Genomic DNA, 16,471 nt, shown 5'->3' with positions numbered 1-16,471 from the left:
GCGGGGCTCACCCGTGGTGGGCGCGCACCCGGTGGCGGCGGTGGTCCTGCAGTGCCGCCGTGTACACGTCCGCGGTGGCGGCGGCCGCCGTGTCCCAGCCGAAGGACTCGGCGTGGCGGGCGGCGGCGGCGCCCATGCGGGCGGTGAGGTCGGGGGCGTCGGCGAAATCGCGCAGCACGCGCGCGTACGCGACGGGATCGTGGCCCTGGACCAGGAAGCCCGTCTCCGCGTCCCGCACGGCGACCGGGAGACCGCCGACCGAGGCCGCCAGCACCGGCGTACCGGCCGCCTGCGCCTCGATGGCGACCAGTCCGAAGGACTCGCTGTACGACGGCATGACCAGCACGGACGCCGCCCGGAACCAGTCCGCGAGCTGCTCCTGCCCGACGGGCGGCCGGAACCGTACGACATCGGCGATGCCGAGCCGCGCGGCCAGCTTCTGCAACCCCTCCGGCTTGGCGAGCCCGCTGCCGCTCGGCCCGCCGACCACCGGCACGACGATCCTCGACCGCAGCTCGGGGCGCTCGGCGAGGAGGACGGCGACGGCACGGAGGAGGACGTCGGGGGCCTTCAGGGGCTGGATACGGCCGGCGAAGAGGGGGATCAGGGCGTCCTGGGGAAGACCGAGGCGGGCCCTCGCCGCCGCGCGGCCGTCGGCGGGACGGAAACGGTCGAGGTTGACGCCCGGGTGGACGACGGCGACCTTGGACGGGTCGGCCTCGTAGTGGCGTACGAGTTCGTCGGCCTCCTCGGCCGTGTTGGCTATGAGGCGGTCGGCGGCGCGGACGATCTGGGTCTCGCCGATGACGCGGGCGGCGGGTTCGGGGGTGTCGTCGGCGGCGAGCGCGGCGTTCTTGACCTTGGCCATCGTGTGCATGGCGTGCACCAGGGGGACGCCCCAGCGTTCGGCGGCGAGCCAGCCGACGTGGCCGGAGAGCCAGTAGTGCGAGTGGACCAGGTCGTAGTGGCCGGGACGGTGGCCCGCCCACGCCTGCATCACGCCGTGCGTGAAGGCGCACAGCTGGGCCGGGAGCTCCTCCTTGGCCAGACCCTCGTACGGGCCCGCGTCGACGTGCCGGACCAGGACCCCGGGCGCCAGCTCGACTGCGGGGGGCAGCGCACCGGTCGTGGCCCGGGTGAAGATCTCCACCTCGATGCCCTGCGCGGCCAGCCGCTGCGCCAGCTCCACGATGTAGACGTTCATCCCGCCCGCGTCGCCCGTGCCGGGCTGGTGCAGCGGCGACGTGTGCACCGAGAGCATCGCGACCCGGCGCGGCTTCCGGTGCAGCCGAAGCCGCGCCGCGCCGACCGGGGAGCGTCGCCCGAGCCTGCTGACGTAGTGGCTCACGTGGCGTTCCTCCTCGCTGCGGGCATGCCGTGGGGAGGGCGTGGGGTCCCTCTCGGGAGGGGGAACACCGGATGAGACAGTTCCATTTCCTCTTTGCAAAATTATTGCCGAGCTTCGCTCAACCGTTCGAGCATCTGGGGAGTGGGGGCGGCAGGACCGGGCCCGGGGCGAGGCCCCGAGCAGCGGACATACGCTCACCTCATGGCCAGACCAGTCGGCACCGTGACGCGTGGCACCACCAACCCCAACCGGCTGCGCCGCATGGACCGCTGGATCGCGGCGACGCACGGCGCCGCACTCCGCCGCGCCGACGCCCCCCTCGCCGTCGACCTCGGCTACGGCGCCGCCCCCTGGACCGCCGTCGAGCTCCTCCGCCGCCTCCGCACGGCCGCGCCCCGCACCGAGGTCGTCGGCGTCGAGATCGACCCGGCCAGGGTCACCGCGGCAAAGCCCTACGCGTGCGAGGGCCTGACCTTCCGGCACGGCGGCTTCGAGGTACCGGTGCCGGGGCGCCCGACCCTCATCCGGGCGGCGAACGTGCTCCGCCAGTACGACGAGGACGAGGTCGCCGCCGTCTGGGAACGTCTGTGCGCCCGCCTCGAACCGGCCGCACCGCCCCCTCCCGGCACGCCCCCTCCCGGCACGCCCCGCACCGCCGCGGACCCCCACTCCCCCGCCGCCCCGTACCCCTCCGGGGGCTTGCTCGTCGAGGGCACCTGCGACGAGATCGGCCGTCGCCACGTCTGGGTCGCACTCGGCCCGGAGGGGCCCCGCACGGTCACGTTCGCCACCCGGCTCGGCTCCCTCGACCGCCCCTCCGACCTTGCCGAACGCCTTCCGAAGGCCCTCATCCACCGCAACGTCCCCGGCGAACCGGTCCACGCCTTCCTCCGCGACTTCGACCACGCCTGGGCGGCCGCGGCACCGTACGCCTCGTACGGTGCCCGGCAGCGCTGGATCCGCACCGTCCGCACACTGAGCGCGGACTGGCCGGTAAGGGACGGGGTGTCGCGCTGGCGTCAGGGCGAAGTCACGGTGGCCTGGGAGGCGTTGGCGCCGCGGTTCCGCTAGTCGACGGCGGGACGCAAGTCGAGCGACGGCCGGACGCTGGCCGGTCGACGGCCGGACGCCGGTCGAGCGGCGTCCGATCCGCCTTCCCCGCCCCCTCGCGCACTATGATTACGCAGAGCGACATTTTCGTGACGCACGGGAACGATCCCCTCGGGCCGTTCGTCACACAGGCGGGGACGATGTCACGCAGGTGAGAGCAGGGAGGGAAGAAGAGGTGGCGGGGAGACGTGAGTTCTTGCCCACCTCTGTCGCATTCCGCGACGCCGTGACACGATCACCCGGGCACCGGCAAGTTACTGACGGTTAATCAGTTCTGTTTCCATTGGGGTTGGGGGCAAGAGGCATGGGAGTCGGCAAGCGGAAGCTGACCATGGCGGCCGTGGCCGTGGTCTGCGCGATGACCGTCCTGGGCACACCGGTCACCGCGTACGCGAGCCAGACGAAACCGGCCGAGCCGACCCCGAGCCCGACACCCTCGTCCTCGTCCTCGTCCTCACCCTCTCCCGAGTCGACTCCGGTGACGAACGAGGAGTTGGAGAGCGTCCGGACGAAGCTGGAGGGCCTCTACCACGACGCCGCGGTCGCCACGGACGCGTACAACGCGGCCGAGGAGAAGGCCGACAAGCAGTCCGAGGAACTCGTCGACCTGGCCCACGAGGTCGTCAAGGGCCAGCAGAAGCTGGACAAGTTGCAGGATCTCATCGGCGCCGCGGCCCGCGCCCAGTACCGGGGCAGCGGTCTCCCGCCCGAAGTGCGGCTGTGGTTGAGCGAGAACCCCCAGGACTTCCTGGAGGGGGCGGACCGTCTGCGCCAGGGCCAGCTGGCGACCAAGGGTCTGCTCGCCGAAATGACCCGCACCCAGCAGGACTTGGAGCAGTACTCCAAGGACGCCTCCGCGCGCTGGGAGAAGCTGGAGACCAACCGCAAGGCCAAGGAGAAGGCCAAGAAGAAGATCAAGAAGCAGATCGCCGCCGCCGAGGAGCTGGAAGCACAGCTGGAGGACGACGAGCGGGAGCGGCTGGCGCAGTTGGAGGAGGAGTCCGCGCAGAGGTCACAGGCAGCGTGGCTGGACTCCGGCATACTCGCCGAGATCAACGGCAAGGCGTCGCCGCAGGGCAAGAAAGCCGTCGAGTTCGCCACGAACCAGATAGGCAAGTGGTACGAGTGGGGCGCCGAGGGGCCCGACACCTACGACTGCTCCGGTCTCACCAGCGAGGCATGGGCCGCCGCCGGGCTGACCGTCCCCCGCACCTCCCAGGAGCAGTGGCGACAGCTCAAGCACATCGACATCCAGGACATGCGACCCGGCGACCTCATCATCTACCACTCCGACGCCAGCCACGTCGCCATGTACCTGGGCAACGGCTCCATCGTCCACGCCCCCCGACCGAACCGAAAGGTGACGATCGCGGGCGCGGGCACGATGCAGATCCTGGGCGTCGTACGCCCGGACGCGTGAGCCGAGGCCTGAGCCGGACACGTGGCCGACGGGCTAGAGCCGAGGGCGGTGGCGGTGGCTGGTGGCTGGTGGCTGGTGGCTGGTGGCTGGTGGCTGAGCGTGAAGGTGTGGGCCGAGGCCTGAGCGGGACACACAGCCGGCAGGCGTGAGCCGGACGCGCGAGCCCCAGCCAGGGCGAGGCGCAACCGGACGCGCGAGCCGGAGCCGGGCCGAGACGTCAGCCGGAGGCTTGAGACAACCGAGCGACGGCCGCACCCACACCGGCACCGGCACCGCCTCGCGCCCCGCACCCCCGCGCCTCAACAACGCCCCGCGTATGCCACCCCCGCACCCCCGCACCCGTGAGCCACCCCACGTGACTCTCACCACCTTCCCCTTCGGGCTCAACCTCCGCCGCGTGACATACGTCATCCCAGGAGAAAGCCCTGCCATGTCCAAGTGCGGTACAGGATGCGGCATATGACGCCGGCTGTTTGCCACCCGGCGGCCTGCCGCCCATTCCGTTGCGGCGGCGCCTGACGCTATGGTCCCCGTCGGTGGGTCGAGGTCCCTCGCCCGCCGTGCCCTCGGGGGGAGGGAAGGAACCCAACACGATGCCCGTACCCGTACCGCGGCAGAGAGCGATCCCGGCCGCGGAGAGTGGTCAGGCGCACGCCGTGTCCGCGCCCAGCGGACTGTCCGGAGAGGGGGCTGCCCTGAACGCCTCGGCCCTGGCCCCTGCAGACAACTCCACAAACCCGCCCGGCTCCCACGCCTCCGGCACCACGGGCCCGGCCCCCCAGCCCGGCCCCACCAACCTCACGGTCCTCCTCATCGAGGACGACCCGGCGGGTTCCCTCAACGTGCCCGAACTGCTCGACTCGGCGGGCAAGCCGATCCGCGTCCGCGCCGCCCGCAACCTCACCGAGGCCCAGCGGCTACTGACCGACGACGTCAACTGCATCCTCCTGGACCTGGCGCTTCCGGCCCCGGTCCGTCCCACCGACCCGGACACCGAGTCGCCCGACCGCCCCGACGACGAACTCGCCGTCCTCAAGCATGTCCTGGCCCTGGCCCCCCGCCACGCCGTCCTGGCCCTCACCGACTCGGGCGACGCCGAACGCGGCGCGGAGGCGGTACGGGTGGGCGCGCAGGACTACCTGTTCCGGGACGAAGTGGACAGCCGCCTCCTGAGCCGCGCGATCCGCTACGCGGTGGAGCGCAAGCGTTCCGACACGGCCGAGCGCCGGCTCACCGAGTCCAAGCTGCGTGCCCAGGAGAACGCCCGCCTGGAACGCGGCCTGCTGCCGACCCCCCTCCTGGAGGGCTCGTCCCTGCGGTTCGCCGCGCGCTACCGGCCGGGCCGGTCCCGCGCCCTGCTGGGCGGCGACTTCTACGACACCGTCCGCACCCCGGACGGCACCGTGCACGTCATGATCGGCGACGTCTGCGGCCACGGCCCCGACGAGGCGGCGCTCGGCGTGGAGCTGCGCATCGCTTGGCGTGCGTTGACCTTCGCGGGGCTCTGCGGCGACGAACTGCTGTCCACGCTCCAGCGCGTCCTGGAGCACGAGCGCGAGAGCGACGAGATCTTCGCGACGCTCTGCACGGTCGACATCGCCCCCGACGGCCGCCGCGCGGGCCTCTGCCTCGCGGGCCACCCGTCCCCGCTGATCGCCCGCCACGGCCACGGCGGCCGTCCGGCCTCGCCGGCCGAGCTGCTGCCGTACGACAACGGCGGTCCCGCCCTCGGTCTGCTCCCGAACGCCCGCTGGCCGCGCACCCAGATCGAACTGGGCGCCGCCTGGAGTCTGATGCTCTACACCGACGGCCTGATCGAGGGCCGGATCGGCCAGGGCAAGGAGCGGCTGGGCCAGGACGGCATGGTGGAGATGGTCCGCCGCCAGCTCGCCGAGGGTCTGCGCGGCGAGGAGCTGCTGCGCGCCGCCGTGAACGAGGTCCGCGACCTCAACGGCGGCGAACTGACCGACGACGTGGCGGTCCTCCTGCTGGACCGGGAAACCTGACCCCGAGGAAGGTACCGGCCTCGGAGGATGGCCTGCCCTCGCAGCCCTCGGAGGAGGTCACCGACCGCCGTTGTACGGGCCGTACGGACCGTCGCTGCTGGAGCCTCGGCTACCGCCCCGGCCACCGCCGCCGGAGATCTGCCGCACCGCGGGACGTACGTCGACCACGTACACGATGCTGGCGATGAGGCCGATGATCGGCAGGAACGACAGGAGCGGGAACAGCAGGCTCACGACGAGCGCGATGCCGAGGATGACCAGCCAGAACACCTTGGTCTGCTTGTCCGTCGCGCGGAACGCGTCCTCCCGCCGGAACGCGGCGTCGATCAGCGCGAAAGCGGCGAGAGCGATCACAACGAGCTGCAACAGCCCCATGAACCCCGCGAAGCCGTTCATCAGCATGGTGCCCACCACCGCCCGTTCTGTTCACGCTTCCGAATGCCGACCGTTTCTCCCACGCGGTCACCGTACCCGTAGAACGGGCCGGCCACCCCAAAGGTGCCCGGCCCGTCTCCGTACCGCGAGGTACTGAGAGGCACTACACGCGTACCCCTCGCTCTGTCGCCGACTCCGTCATCGGCTATGTCGCCCACTGGGCGGTTCGCCCTGCCGCTTACTTGGCGGGCGGGGTGGTCTTCTTCGCGGCCGTCGTCTTCCGCGCGGGAGCCTTCTTCGGCGCGGTCTTCTTGGCGGCGGGGGCGGGCGCGGACTGGGCCGGGACCGGCTTCGCGGCCGTCGGCTCGTCCTTGACCTCGACCGGCTGGGAGTTCGGCTCGACGGCGATCGCGAGCTCCTCGATCTCCTCCGCGGCCTCGCCGCGCCAGGTCCGCACGGCCTGCTCACCGTGCTCGGCGACCCGCTCGTACGTCTCGCGGGCCTTCACCGCGTACTCGGCGGCGACGCCGACGCTGCGCAGCGCGATGTCCTGAGCGGTCTCGCCGAGCTTCTTCAGGTCGGTGTCGAGGGTGCCGATGATCTCGGTGACCTTGGTCTGGAGGTTCTCCTGGGTCTCCTTGACGCGGGCGGTCGCCTTCTCCTGCACGGCCTTCGGGTCGGTCTGGCGTACGGCGTCGATCTTGGCCGGCGCCTCGGCGCGCAGCTGCTCGACGAGGCCGGGGACCTTCTTCGCCTGCTGGAGGGCGAGGTCGGCGGTGCCGGCGGCGAAGTAGAAGGGGGTCGGGTCGCTGACGGCCTTGCGGATGTCGTCGGTGATGGCCATGGTGAGGGTCCTCCGGGTTGCTTGCAGCTGAGGGTTCTGTGTCGTTCCGGTCCGGTTCGACGGCTTCGTCGCGGTCATGATCAACTCGCCGTCCGCCGCGGACCGGCATCGCCGCCGTCGGCCGTACGAGGGCCGGGGGCCGAGGGTTCTTCGGCGCCCGCGGCATCCGTCGCTGTGCCAGTGCCGGCGCCGGCGCCGGCGCCGAGGTCGGTGTCGGTCTCGACGCCGACCTCCGACGCGACCCCGGCCTCGACGTCGACCTCGACCTCGAATCCGTTCTCCTTGCGGAAGGACTCGTAGATCTGGAGCAGCACCTGCTTCTGCCGCTCGTTCAGCGTGGGATCGGCGAGGATCACGGCGCGCGTCTCGACCTCGTCCCGGTCCCGCTCGGCGTCGAGGATGCCGGCTCGCACGTACAGCGTCTCGGCGGAGATCCGCAGCGCCTTGGCGACCTGCTGCAGCACCTCCGCGCTCGGCTTGCGCAGCCCGCGCTCGATCTGGCTCAGATACGGATTGGACACCCCGGCGGCGTCGGCGAGCTGCCTGAGCGACAGCTGCGCGTTCCGCCGCTGTTCACGCAGGTACTCACCGAGATTGCCGACGTTGAGCGATGCCATGCCTCCACCATGCCCCACCCTCGCTAACTATTGCAAGCACCTGCTTGCAATAGTGCGCTACACCACTCGTGGCTGAGCGAGATGGTGGAGCCGCCGAGCGTGGCAGCCCTCCGTGCGCCATCGGGCCGTCTTCCCGGAAGCCCGACCAGGGCGGTGCCCTGGTGATCGAATCGTTGCCGCGGCGCGCACAACCCCGCGCAGCGCTTCGCTGTCCCACCTTCAGTCGCCAGGATGCGTCTCCGGCCGATGCGCCTACGTGCTCCGGTCCGGGCTGTGAGGGAAAGGGTGGGCCGGGAAATGGGGAAGACGACGTGGAGAGCGGTGCTGGCCGGTGGAGCGGCGCTCGTGTTCACCGGCGTGGCGGCGGTGCCGGCCGGGGCGGCGGAGGGCGGGGTCTCCTTCAGCCGGGTCACGGTGAACGGCGGGAAGCCGATCGTGATCGGGGTCAAGGAGGAGGTCGAGGTGCGCGCGGCCTTCCGGATGACGACCAAACTCAAGTACGACTACGGGCCGACCGTGTTCCCCTACCGAGGAAAGCTCGAGAGCGGGGACACGCTGCACAGCGCCATCATCACCAGTGACTGCAAGGTCGTGGACAAGTCGAAGGGGATCTGCGACTTCGTGGAATGGCTGTATATCGACCCGCAGAGCTACGACTTCGGGAACGAGGACGCCGGCAGCTGGAGAACGGCTGCTCGGGTCTTTCTCGCCGGCGACGCCCACGACACCGACGACGAGAACCTCCCCCTGCAGGTCAAGCGGGCCACCCGCGTCACGGTCAACGCCTCGCCGGAGCCGGTCACGAAGGGGAAGACCATCACCGTGACCGGGCGGATCACACGGGCGAACTGGGACACCCACACGTACCAGGGCTACGCGGGCCGCACGGTGAGCCTGCAGTTCAAGGCGGCGGGCGCCTCCTCGTACACGACGGTCACGAAAGCGACATCGAGCAGGACCGGGGCGCTCAGGACCACGGTGAAGGCCACCGGGCCGGGGACGTGGCGGTGGACGTACTACGGCAACGCCACCTCCGGAGCGAAGTCGTCGGCCGGGGATCACGTCGCCGTGCGATAGGCGACGCGTGGACCGTCTCTCCTTCCGGCAGCTGGGAGCGGCGGCGGGACGGTCCCGCATTCGGCACCCGCGCGGCCGGTCCGCGTCCGTCGATCCTCTCCACCCGCATGGCCGGGAGATCTGTGGGAGATCTGTGGGAGATCTGTGGTGGAACGGCTCTACGGTCAGTTGTTCCGGTCAGCGCCCGGAGGCTCGTCGGGGAGTCAGGCGAGTACGCGGTCGGCGGTCAGCTTGCCGGGGGCGGCGATCAGGGTGCGCAGCGCCGCCGCAGGCAGCCTCAGCAGCCGCACGCCGAGCCCCTGCCCGCGTCGTGACCCGCACGGACGCGCCCCGGAACGACTGACCCCAGAGCTTCAGCGAGCCCCTCCGCCGGTTCGGCGGAGGGGCTCTGCGGGTGCGGCGGGACCCTGGGGGTTTCGGCGGACGGGCCCTGGGGGGCGGCGGAGAGCTCCGCGGGGTCAGTTGCGGACGCCCCGCTTGAAGGCCGACTTGGACCAGAGGTAGCCGGTGAGGCCGATGGCCGTGCACCAGGCCAGGGCGATCCAGCCGCTGTCGCCGATTTCGGTGCCCATCAGCAGGCCGCGCAGGGTTTCGTTGATGGGGGTGAAGGGCTGGTGGTCGGCGAACCAGCGCAAGCCGGTCGGCATGGAGTCGGTGGGGACGATGGCGCTGCCCAGGAAGGGGAGGAAGGTGATGGGCATGGGCAAGTTGCTGGCGGACTCGACGGTCTTGGCGACCAGGCCCATTCCTGCCGAGAGCCAGGTCAGGGCCAGGGCCAGGACGGTCAGCAGGCCGAGGACGGCGAGCCACTCCAGGGCGGTGGCGTTCGGTCGGAAGCCGATGGCCAGGGCAATGCCGGTGACCACGACGGCGCCGAGGACGGTCTGGACGAGGTTGCCCAGGACGTGGCCGGTGAGGAACGAGGCCCGTGAGATCGACATGGTGCGGAAGCGGTTCACGATGCCCTCGGTCATGTCCATGCACACGCTGAGGGCGGCTCCGATGCAGCCGGTGGCGACCGTCATCAGGATGATGCCGGGTGCGACGTAGTCGATGTAGGCGATGGAGTCGGCGTCGTCGCCCTGCGGCGCCTGCGAGCCCTGGATGCCGGCTCCGAGTGCGCCGCCGAAGGCGTAGTTGAAGAGGAGCAGGAAGAGGACCGGCATCATCACGATGGTGACGACGACGGACGGGTAGCGGATCGCGCGCTTCAAGTTGCGGCGGAACATGGTGACGGAGTCACGGGCCGCGTAGCTGACGCTGCTCATCGGGAGATCTCCTGCTGCTGCTTGTCGCCGGTCAGGGTGAGGAAGACGTCGTCGAGGTCCGGGGTGTGCTGCGCGAGCGCCTCGGGGGTGACGCCGGCGTCGTCGAGGATGTCCAGGACCGCGCGGAGGGTGGGGACGGTGCCGTCGGAGGGGATCTGGAGGGTGAGTTCCTCGTCGTCGCGGGCGGTCGCGGTGAAGTGGGAGGCGGCCAGTTCCAGGGCCTCGGGATCGGCGAACCTGAGGGAGATGTGACCGCCGGGGATCAGCCGCTTGAGCTCCTCCGCCGTACCTTCGGCGACCAGCTTCCCGCCGTCGAGCACGGCGATACGGTCGGCCAGTTGGTCGGCCTCCTCCAGGTACTGGGTGGTGAGGAAGATCGTCACGCCGTCCTCGTCGACCAGGGAGCGGATGATTTCCCACATGGTGCGGCGGGAGCGCGGGTCCAGGCCGGTCGTGGGCTCGTCGAGGAAGATGATGCGTGGGTCACCGACCAGCGTCATCGCCAGGTCGAGCTTGCGACGCATCCCGCCGGAGTAGGTGGCGACGGGCTTGCGGGCCGCCTCGGTGAGATCGAAGCGCGCAAGCAGGTCGGCGGCGCGGCGTCGGCCCTCGCGGCGGGACAGATGGTGCAGGTCCGCCATGAGCATCAGGTTCTCCTCGGCGTTGAGGAGGTTGTCGACGGCGGCGAACTGGCCGGTGACACCGATGAGTTTGCGTACGGCGTCGGGTTCGCCGTCCAGATCGTAACCGGCGAGGCGGGCGGTCCCGGAGTCGGCGGCGATGAGCGTCGACAGGATCTGGACGGTCGTGGTCTTGCCCGCGCCGTTGGGGCCGAGCAGGGCGAAGACGGTGCCGCCCGGGATGTCGAGGTCGATACCGCGCAGGACCCGCTTGTCGCCGTACGACTTGGTGAGGCCGGTGGCGGTGAGGCCGGTGGCGCCGGTGGCGGTGGCGCCTCCGGTGGTCGCAGTACTGGTCCTGGTCGTGGTCCTGGTCATGATCGTGGCGTGGTTCGGGTGCGGTGCGCTCGGGGCGCCTGACGCGCTGGACGCACTTGATGAGGGCATGACAGATAGCTCCTTGGCGGAGTGCGAGATGGGCGAGTGCGAGCAGAGAGCCTGCGGGAGCGGAGGAGAGGCGGGCTCGGCGGAGAAGTGCTGGGGCGGAACGGGGACAGGGCAGGGCAGTCAGTGCAGGCAGGGCAGGCAGGGCAGGCAGGGCAGGGGCTGCGGGCGACGTCGCCCGCAGCGGTCAGGCCCGGCGGATGTGGATGTCCCCGACCGAGGTGCGGGCGGTGACCTCCACCGTGTCGGCTGCGTCCCCGGGGCCGTCGGCGGAGCCCAGGGTGCTGCGCAGGACACCCACCTTGGTGTGGACGTCGAGCCACGCGGCCGTCGTCTCGGGGATGCCGACCTCCAGGTCGCCGATGGAGCCGCGCAGGGTGACCTTGCCGCGGGCGACCCGGCCCAGTCGGATGCCGCCGTTGGCGGACTTGGCCTCCACGTCGGAGTGGGCGGCGCCGACGTCGATGCGGCCGTTGGCGGAGGAGACCTCCAGCGTGCCGGTGACCTCGGCGAGTTCTGTGTCGCCGTTGCCGTTCTTGACGACCAGGCCGCCCTCCACCGTGCCGACGGTGACACGGCCGGCCGCGATGATCTCGACCGAGGCCGTGGCGCGGTCCAGGTGGACCATGCCGAGTTCGCTCCTCAGCAGCGCGGTGGTGGTCTCCTCGACGTGGAGGTCGCCGACCGAGGTCTTCAGCCGCGTCTCGCCGAGGCGCCCTGAGCAGTGGAAGTCACCGACCTGGGTGGTGCCCTCCAGCGTGGAGCCGGCCGGCAGGGCGACGGTGATGTCGATGCCACCGATCTTCCCGAAGGGCGAGTTCTTGCGCGGGCCCTTCACCGTGAGGACACCGCCGGAGCAGGTCACCTTCGTCTGGCTGACGGCCTTGAGGTCCGCGTCGGACGAAGGGTTGGCGGGCTGGACGTCGACGACGGTGTCGGTGCGGTCGGAGGCGATGATCCGGGTGCTGCCGATGGAGTACTCGACGATCGCGGTGATCGCCTTGGGGGTGTCGTAAGAGGGCATGACGGATCTCCCGTCCTCTCTGGAGGGGTGAGTGAGGGTGGCGTGAGGGCTAAAGGGCGAGTACCGGTACGAGTGCGGGTGGCTCTACGAGTGCGGGTGGCTCTACGAGTGCGGGTGGCGATACGGATGCGGAGGGCTCCAGTGGTGCGGATACGCGTGCGCATGCGAGTGGATGGCCGCGAGTGGTCGGCCCCGGGGCCCTGCTCCAGGGGTTCAGCGGACCCAGCCGGTGAAGTTGCGGTCGCCGGTCGCGCGGTTCGGCGCGGGGGCGGGGGGCGGGCCCGTGCGGGCGCCGGGTCCCGGGGTGAGGGCGGCGGAGGTGGCACGGACCAGCCAGGCGTTGACAGAGAGCCCTTCGCGACCGGCCGCCTCCTCCAGACGAGCCTTGAGGTGGGCCGGGAGGCGGAAGTTGACACGGGCCGAGGCGCCGTCGTCGCTCTCCGGCAAGGGAGGCGGAGCGGGTGCCTCGACCCAGGGCGCGGGCGCCTCCTGGGCCGGCGTGGACGGCAGGGTCACCACGAACTCCGGGTCGGCGCCGCGGAGTCGTACGTCGACCGAGCCCGGAGCCAGCTCTCGGGTGACCTCGCCCATCGCTGCCGAGAGGGCGGTGAGAAGGGTGAGGCGGGCGGCGGAGTCCAGGGGCGCGACGAGGCGCTCGGCCAGCGCACGGGCCTCGTCACCGCCGGCCTCGGCGGCGACGACGAGCTCCTGGCGGAGGCGGTCGACGTAGGGCGTGAGGTCCATGACGCCATCATGGCACACGCATGGCGCCATGTGAAGCCGGAGTGGCGCAGGCGGGATGCCGACGGCGCGACAGGCAGGGCAGGATTGATGCACCCATCGCAGGTCAGGCGCCTTTCGATGCCCGGCACACGACGAGGCGCCGACGGATCCCAAATGCACCTCCGATAGTCGGCGATCGCCCCCACCGGCACCACGTGACACCGGACGACACGGGATGACACCTGATGGCGCCTGATGGCGCCACGAGACGCCGCCGGGGCGGCGCCATGGTGCGCCATGACGGCGGCACCGGCGTGGCGTAGCGCGTCTTCGGGAAGGTGGCGTCACCCACGGTCCGTCGTTTTCCGGACAACGATCGGGGTGGCATCCTCGCCCGCCACCCCGTCCCCCGTGGCGCCGACGGTCCCGCCCCGAGCTGCCTCTCATGGAGGCCTTGAACCGTTCCTAGGGACTGAGCGGGAGTGAGTCCTGTTGCCAGGTCTCGTGCTCGGCCGAACGCCCCGGACGGTGTTGGGCGTTCTGGTTGCCCGCGTTCGCTCCGCGTCCGGGCGGCACGGATCGTGTCCGTGGTCCGGGGATGCGGGGGCGGGGTTCCTCACGCCCGGGAACACCTGGTCGGGCCTGGACGGTCCGATGCCCCACCGCATCACTCCGGTCGTGTGGGGGCGGTGTCGTCCGTCGCCGGATCGGGTGTCCCTGGGCGCGCCTTCCGATCGCCACGGCGGCAGCCTCGTGGCGGGTGGTGGTGCTGGTGAGGGGTTTTTGCCAGTGCTGGGCGCCCCAGCGGCTGGTGTAGGCCGGGTCGACGGCGATGACCGCGATCCCCGTGGCGTCGGCCATCGAGGCCAGTCGGGCGCGGAGTTTGCCGGTGGGCATGCCGGAGATCAGCCGGCGGAACCGCTTACGTCGTCCGTGTTTCTCCCGGGTCTTCTCGGCGGCGAAGTCCAGGTCCTCCACCGCGATCGCCTTCACACCACAGGTACGGGCCCAGTGCAGCAGGCGGGTGAGGGCGTGGCGGACCTGGGCGTCGCGGTGCTGGGCGGCGCCGGTCAGGTCGTAGAAGAAGCGGCGCGGGCTGCCGGTCGGGTTGCCGTGCCGGTCGAGGCGCCAGGCGGCGGTGGGGGTCCCCCCGCGCGAGCGAAGCCGAGCGTGGGGGAGGTCGGCGTTCATATCGACGCCGACCACGCCGTGCGCGAGCGCGGCCTCGATGGGGAGGGCAGGGGTGGGTGGGATCTGCCAGGAGGCGGTCAGATACCAGCGGTCCCGGCTGGTGTCGTAGCGGATGCGGTAGGCGATCGCCCGGTTCGCCGCGACGCGGTCGGCCCACTCGGCGCCTCGGTGCGCGAACGTGACCCGGCTCGCCAGGACGTACCGGCCGTGCGGGGCGTTCGCCAGCCGCGTGAGCGGCGCGGGCAGCTTGATACTCACCTCGCCGCCGGGGCTGACACGGATGGTCTCGTTGCCGTAGCGCTTGCCGGACTCGCCGTCCGCCTGGCAGAACCAGCGCTGGGCTTCCCAGCCCCGGCGCCACGCGGCCTCCGTGAGCCCGGCCTCGTCCAGGTGGTGGCGGGTGCGGGCCAGGCGCTTGCCGCCGCGCACCACGTGCACGATCCCGGCCTCGCGGTCGGCCCGCGCGGCAGCCAGCCGGTCCTGAAGCACCCGCAGCCGCCGCGACTTCGCATGCCACTCCCCCCGCGACCGATAGCCCCCCGGCGCCCGCTTGGTCCCCATCTGCCCGACCGGTAAGGACAGCCGGTGCTCGATCGTGCGGATACCGGCTTCCAGATTCTGCAGGTGCGCCAGCTGGCAGCGACGGGCCAGCCCCCACTGGTCGTGCGTGGCTTTGGTGATACTGCCCGCCCACCAGACACAGCACCTTCTCATCGTCCGACGTCAGGTGCTTGAGGCGGGTCTGGACAGCCACCCCACCGGGACCGGACGCGATGAACGACGCCGCCACACTCCTCAGCTCACCCACCCCGTCACCCCCGCCCGGCCCCACCCGAAGATCCCGTCGCCCTGGGAAACGAGCGCCGCCCAGGAAGGTCACGCATTCGATGAGAGAACGCCAGTTCCTCACTGCAACCGACACCACGGCCGAACCACATGACACGACACAGACCACCCACACTCACTCCCGCTCACCTGAACACCTTTGAACGCACTCCAGCAGCAGCTCCAAACCCTCGCCCTGGCGGAAAAGCACGAGGCATCTCGGCAGCGCGGGAAATCATGAGGCATGCGCCCGGATGACTGGCACCTCACCGAAGACGTCCACGAGTTCCTCTCCCGAGCCGGGGAGTTTCTGCGCTCGCGCCCCGCCCTGCACACCATGCAGCTGACGGTGACCGAGAAGCACCGAGCGAACGGAAAGCACACGCACACCGAAACACCCGTTTTCGGCCGACTGGAGCGCGACGGGGAGGTCCACGCCGGCTTCTACCAGCGCGCCGCGACCGGCCCCCTGAGCCTCACCTCCGTCACCCGGGAGCAGGCCGACGCGCTCGCCGCCCGCCTGGCGGACCTGAGTCACCCCGTTCCCGGCGTCAGCGCGGACCACGACGCGTCGACCACCTTCGCCGAGGCCTGGCAGCGGCGGACGGGCGCGGAGCCGGTGGTCACCACGCGGCTGCACCTCTACCGTCTCGGCACGCTCACCCCACCGGACCCCTTCCCGGAGGGCCGGGGTCGCCTCGTGGGCGAACAGGAGCGCGAGCACCTCATCCGCTGGTGCCGGGAGTTCTGCGTCGATGTCGGGGAGCAGTACTCGATCGACCTGATCGACGCCGGCGCCTGGGCCGACTCCCGCTTCGGCGACCGGAACTACACGTTCTGGGAGACCCCGGACGGCACCCCCGTCTCCATGGCCGCCTCGACCTCGATCGTCGGCGGCATGGTCAGGGTGGATCCCGTCTACACCCCGGCCCACCTCCGGGGTCGTGGCTACGCGGGGGCCGTCACGGTCGAGGCGAGCCGCGCCGCGCTGGACGCGGGCGCGAAGGAGGTCGTGCTCTTCACGGACCCCGGCAACCCCACCAGCAACGCCCTGTACCAGCGTCTCGGATACGTCCTGCTGACCAACTTCACGGTGTACGACTTCTCGTCCGCCGCGCCCGAGCCCGAGGCCGCGGCCGAGGCCGCCTGAGCATCGCGCGCGCTACGGAGCTCCCGGCAACGGGCCTGCGGGTGGGCGGGGTTCGTGTGCGCCGGAGGCCTGCGGAGGACCTGGTCGGCGGATGTGTACCGTGCCCCCGTCCAGGTCCACCCGGAAGGGCGGGTCCTGGGCCGGCCTGACGTTCTTCCGCACGCGCTCCTGTTCCATCCCGCGCTTGACGGCCTGGGCCCCGGGATCGATCTCCTGCACCAGCTCGGCGCCGAGGGAGGCCGGGGTCTTGGTCCTGCGCCAGTAGATCCAGCCCCTGGCCTCCAGGTCGGCAGGATCCGATCCGCGCCATGAGCCTCCTGACCGGCGGGAGGGCGGTTGGACGTTGGGAACCGGAGTGCGGTGGAGGCCGGAAGCCGGTGGGCCGTGAGGTGGGAAAGGTGGTGGACAAAGATCGTGCGGGCGGGAGAC

At 71.2% G+C, this 16,471-nt stretch carries 14 protein-coding genes; 5 read left to right on the top strand and 9 right to left on the bottom strand.

Features of this window, described 5'->3' with window-relative positions:
- Nucleotides 1-7 precede the first annotated feature (7 nt).
- Nucleotides 8-1,348: a D-inositol-3-phosphate glycosyltransferase gene (mshA, locus tag K1J60_RS23875; protein WP_220647962.1), complete on the bottom strand. Its 1,341-nt coding sequence runs from the start codon at nucleotides 1,346-1,348 to the stop codon at nucleotides 8-10.
- A gap of 201 nt (nucleotides 1,349-1,549) precedes the next feature.
- Between mshA and K1J60_RS23870 the strand changes: the two genes are divergently transcribed.
- From K1J60_RS23870 to K1J60_RS23860, 3 genes are all read left to right on the top strand, one after another.
- Nucleotides 1,550-2,419 (top strand): class I SAM-dependent methyltransferase, encoded by an 870-nt coding sequence (locus K1J60_RS23870; RefSeq protein ID WP_220647961.1) that lies wholly within the window; start codon nucleotides 1,550-1,552, stop codon nucleotides 2,417-2,419.
- 343 nt (nucleotides 2,420-2,762) lie between these two features.
- Nucleotides 2,763-3,878, top strand: a complete 1,116-nt coding sequence (locus K1J60_RS23865; RefSeq protein WP_220647960.1) for a C40 family peptidase — start codon at nucleotides 2,763-2,765, stop codon at nucleotides 3,876-3,878.
- Nucleotides 3,879-4,471: 593 nt separating this feature from the next.
- Nucleotides 4,472-5,884 (top strand): PP2C family protein-serine/threonine phosphatase, encoded by a 1,413-nt coding sequence (locus K1J60_RS23860; protein WP_220647959.1) that lies wholly within the window; start codon nucleotides 4,472-4,474, stop codon nucleotides 5,882-5,884.
- Between the two features lie 57 nt (nucleotides 5,885-5,941).
- Here K1J60_RS23860 and K1J60_RS23855 read toward each other — a convergent pair whose 3' ends face one another.
- From K1J60_RS23855 to K1J60_RS23845, 3 genes are all read right to left on the bottom strand, one after another.
- On the bottom strand, nucleotides 5,942-6,286 hold the full coding sequence (locus K1J60_RS23855) for a DUF2516 family protein (protein ID WP_220647958.1): 345 nt from the start codon (nucleotides 6,284-6,286) through the stop codon (nucleotides 5,942-5,944).
- Between the two features lie 211 nt (nucleotides 6,287-6,497).
- On the bottom strand, nucleotides 6,498-7,103 hold the full coding sequence (locus K1J60_RS23850) for a hypothetical protein (protein ID WP_220647957.1): 606 nt from the start codon (nucleotides 7,101-7,103) through the stop codon (nucleotides 6,498-6,500).
- A gap of 80 nt (nucleotides 7,104-7,183) precedes the next feature.
- The gene (locus tag K1J60_RS23845; protein WP_220647956.1) at nucleotides 7,184-7,720 is read right to left on the bottom strand and encodes a helix-turn-helix domain-containing protein; all 537 of its coding nucleotides are present in this window, start codon (nucleotides 7,718-7,720) and stop codon (nucleotides 7,184-7,186) included.
- Nucleotides 7,721-8,017: 297 nt separating this feature from the next.
- On the opposite strand from K1J60_RS23845, the gene K1J60_RS23840 reads away from it, so the two are divergent.
- Nucleotides 8,018-8,797 carry a hypothetical protein gene (locus K1J60_RS23840; protein WP_220647955.1) on the top strand — a complete coding sequence of 260 codons (780 nt, stop codon included), beginning with the start codon at nucleotides 8,018-8,020 and terminating at the stop codon, nucleotides 8,795-8,797.
- Between the two features lie 458 nt (nucleotides 8,798-9,255).
- Here K1J60_RS23840 and K1J60_RS23835 read toward each other — a convergent pair whose 3' ends face one another.
- The 5 genes from K1J60_RS23835 to K1J60_RS23815 all read right to left on the bottom strand — a co-directional run bounded on the left by K1J60_RS23835 (nucleotide 9,256) and on the right by K1J60_RS23815 (nucleotide 14,781).
- The gene (locus K1J60_RS23835) at nucleotides 9,256-10,065 is read right to left on the bottom strand and encodes an ABC transporter permease (protein ID WP_220647954.1); all 810 of its coding nucleotides are present in this window, start codon (nucleotides 10,063-10,065) and stop codon (nucleotides 9,256-9,258) included.
- Complete coding sequence (locus K1J60_RS23830) at nucleotides 10,062-11,063, bottom strand: ATP-binding cassette domain-containing protein (RefSeq protein WP_220647953.1); 1,002 nt, start codon at nucleotides 11,061-11,063, stop codon at nucleotides 10,062-10,064. Before K1J60_RS23830 ends, K1J60_RS23835 begins: the two co-directional genes overlap by 4 nt.
- Nucleotides 11,064-11,316: 253 nt before the next feature.
- Nucleotides 11,317-12,153 (bottom strand): DUF4097 family beta strand repeat-containing protein, encoded by an 837-nt coding sequence (locus K1J60_RS23825; protein ID WP_220647952.1) that lies wholly within the window; start codon nucleotides 12,151-12,153, stop codon nucleotides 11,317-11,319.
- Nucleotides 12,154-12,366: 213 nt separating this feature from the next.
- Nucleotides 12,367-12,897, bottom strand: coding sequence for a hypothetical protein (locus K1J60_RS23820; protein ID WP_220647951.1), 531 nt, complete (start codon nucleotides 12,895-12,897; stop codon nucleotides 12,367-12,369).
- A 444-nt stretch (nucleotides 12,898-13,341) separates the two neighbouring features.
- Nucleotides 13,342-14,781, bottom strand: a complete 1,440-nt coding sequence (locus tag K1J60_RS23815; protein ID WP_317619725.1) for an IS200/IS605 family accessory protein TnpB-related protein — start codon at nucleotides 14,779-14,781, stop codon at nucleotides 13,342-13,344.
- Between the two features lie 355 nt (nucleotides 14,782-15,136).
- Here K1J60_RS23815 and K1J60_RS23810 point away from each other — a divergent pair, with 355 nt between their 5' ends.
- Nucleotides 15,137-16,042 carry a GNAT family N-acetyltransferase gene (locus tag K1J60_RS23810; protein ID WP_220647950.1) on the top strand — a complete coding sequence of 302 codons (906 nt, stop codon included), beginning with the start codon at nucleotides 15,137-15,139 and terminating at the stop codon, nucleotides 16,040-16,042.
- The last annotated feature ends 429 nt before the right edge of the window (nucleotides 16,043-16,471 follow it).

The sequence above is a fragment of the Streptomyces akebiae genome, assembly GCF_019599145.1.
GTDB lineage: Bacteria > Actinomycetota > Actinomycetes > Streptomycetales > Streptomycetaceae > Streptomyces > Streptomyces akebiae.
Note: the sequence above shows the minus strand (reverse complement) of the source record. Positions and strands in the feature narration are given on the sequence as shown.

What these genes read in the sequence shown, in the direction of transcription:
- K1J60_RS23870 (WP_220647961.1), top strand. Translation starts at nt 1,550, where the DNA reads ATGGCCAGACCAGTCGGCACCGTGACGCGTGGCACCACCAACCCCAAC.
- K1J60_RS23865 (WP_220647960.1), top strand. Translation starts at nt 2,763, where the DNA reads ATGGGAGTCGGCAAGCGGAAGCTGACCATGGCGGCCGTGGCCGTGGTC.
- K1J60_RS23860 (WP_220647959.1), top strand. Translation starts at nt 4,472, where the DNA reads ATGCCCGTACCCGTACCGCGGCAGAGAGCGATCCCGGCCGCGGAGAGT.
- K1J60_RS23855 (WP_220647958.1), bottom strand. Translation starts at nt 6,286, where the DNA reads ATGCTGATGAACGGCTTCGCGGGGTTCATGGGGCTGTTGCAGCTCGTT.
- K1J60_RS23850 (WP_220647957.1), bottom strand. Translation starts at nt 7,103, where the DNA reads ATGGCCATCACCGACGACATCCGCAAGGCCGTCAGCGACCCGACCCCC.
- K1J60_RS23845 (WP_220647956.1), bottom strand. Translation starts at nt 7,720, where the DNA reads ATGGCATCGCTCAACGTCGGCAATCTCGGTGAGTACCTGCGTGAACAG.
- K1J60_RS23840 (WP_220647955.1), top strand. Translation starts at nt 8,018, where the DNA reads ATGGGGAAGACGACGTGGAGAGCGGTGCTGGCCGGTGGAGCGGCGCTC.
- K1J60_RS23835 (WP_220647954.1), bottom strand. Translation starts at nt 10,065, where the DNA reads ATGAGCAGCGTCAGCTACGCGGCCCGTGACTCCGTCACCATGTTCCGC.
- K1J60_RS23830 (WP_220647953.1), bottom strand. Translation starts at nt 11,063, where the DNA reads ATGACCAGGACCACGACCAGGACCAGTACTGCGACCACCGGAGGCGCC.
- K1J60_RS23825 (WP_220647952.1), bottom strand. Translation starts at nt 12,153, where the DNA reads ATGCCCTCTTACGACACCCCCAAGGCGATCACCGCGATCGTCGAGTAC.
- K1J60_RS23820 (WP_220647951.1), bottom strand. Translation starts at nt 12,897, where the DNA reads ATGGACCTCACGCCCTACGTCGACCGCCTCCGCCAGGAGCTCGTCGTC.
- K1J60_RS23815 (WP_317619725.1), bottom strand. Translation starts at nt 14,781, where the DNA reads ATGAGAAGGTGCTGTGTCTGGTGGGCGGGCAGTATCACCAAAGCCACG.
- K1J60_RS23810 (WP_220647950.1), top strand. Translation starts at nt 15,137, where the DNA reads ATGCGCCCGGATGACTGGCACCTCACCGAAGACGTCCACGAGTTCCTC.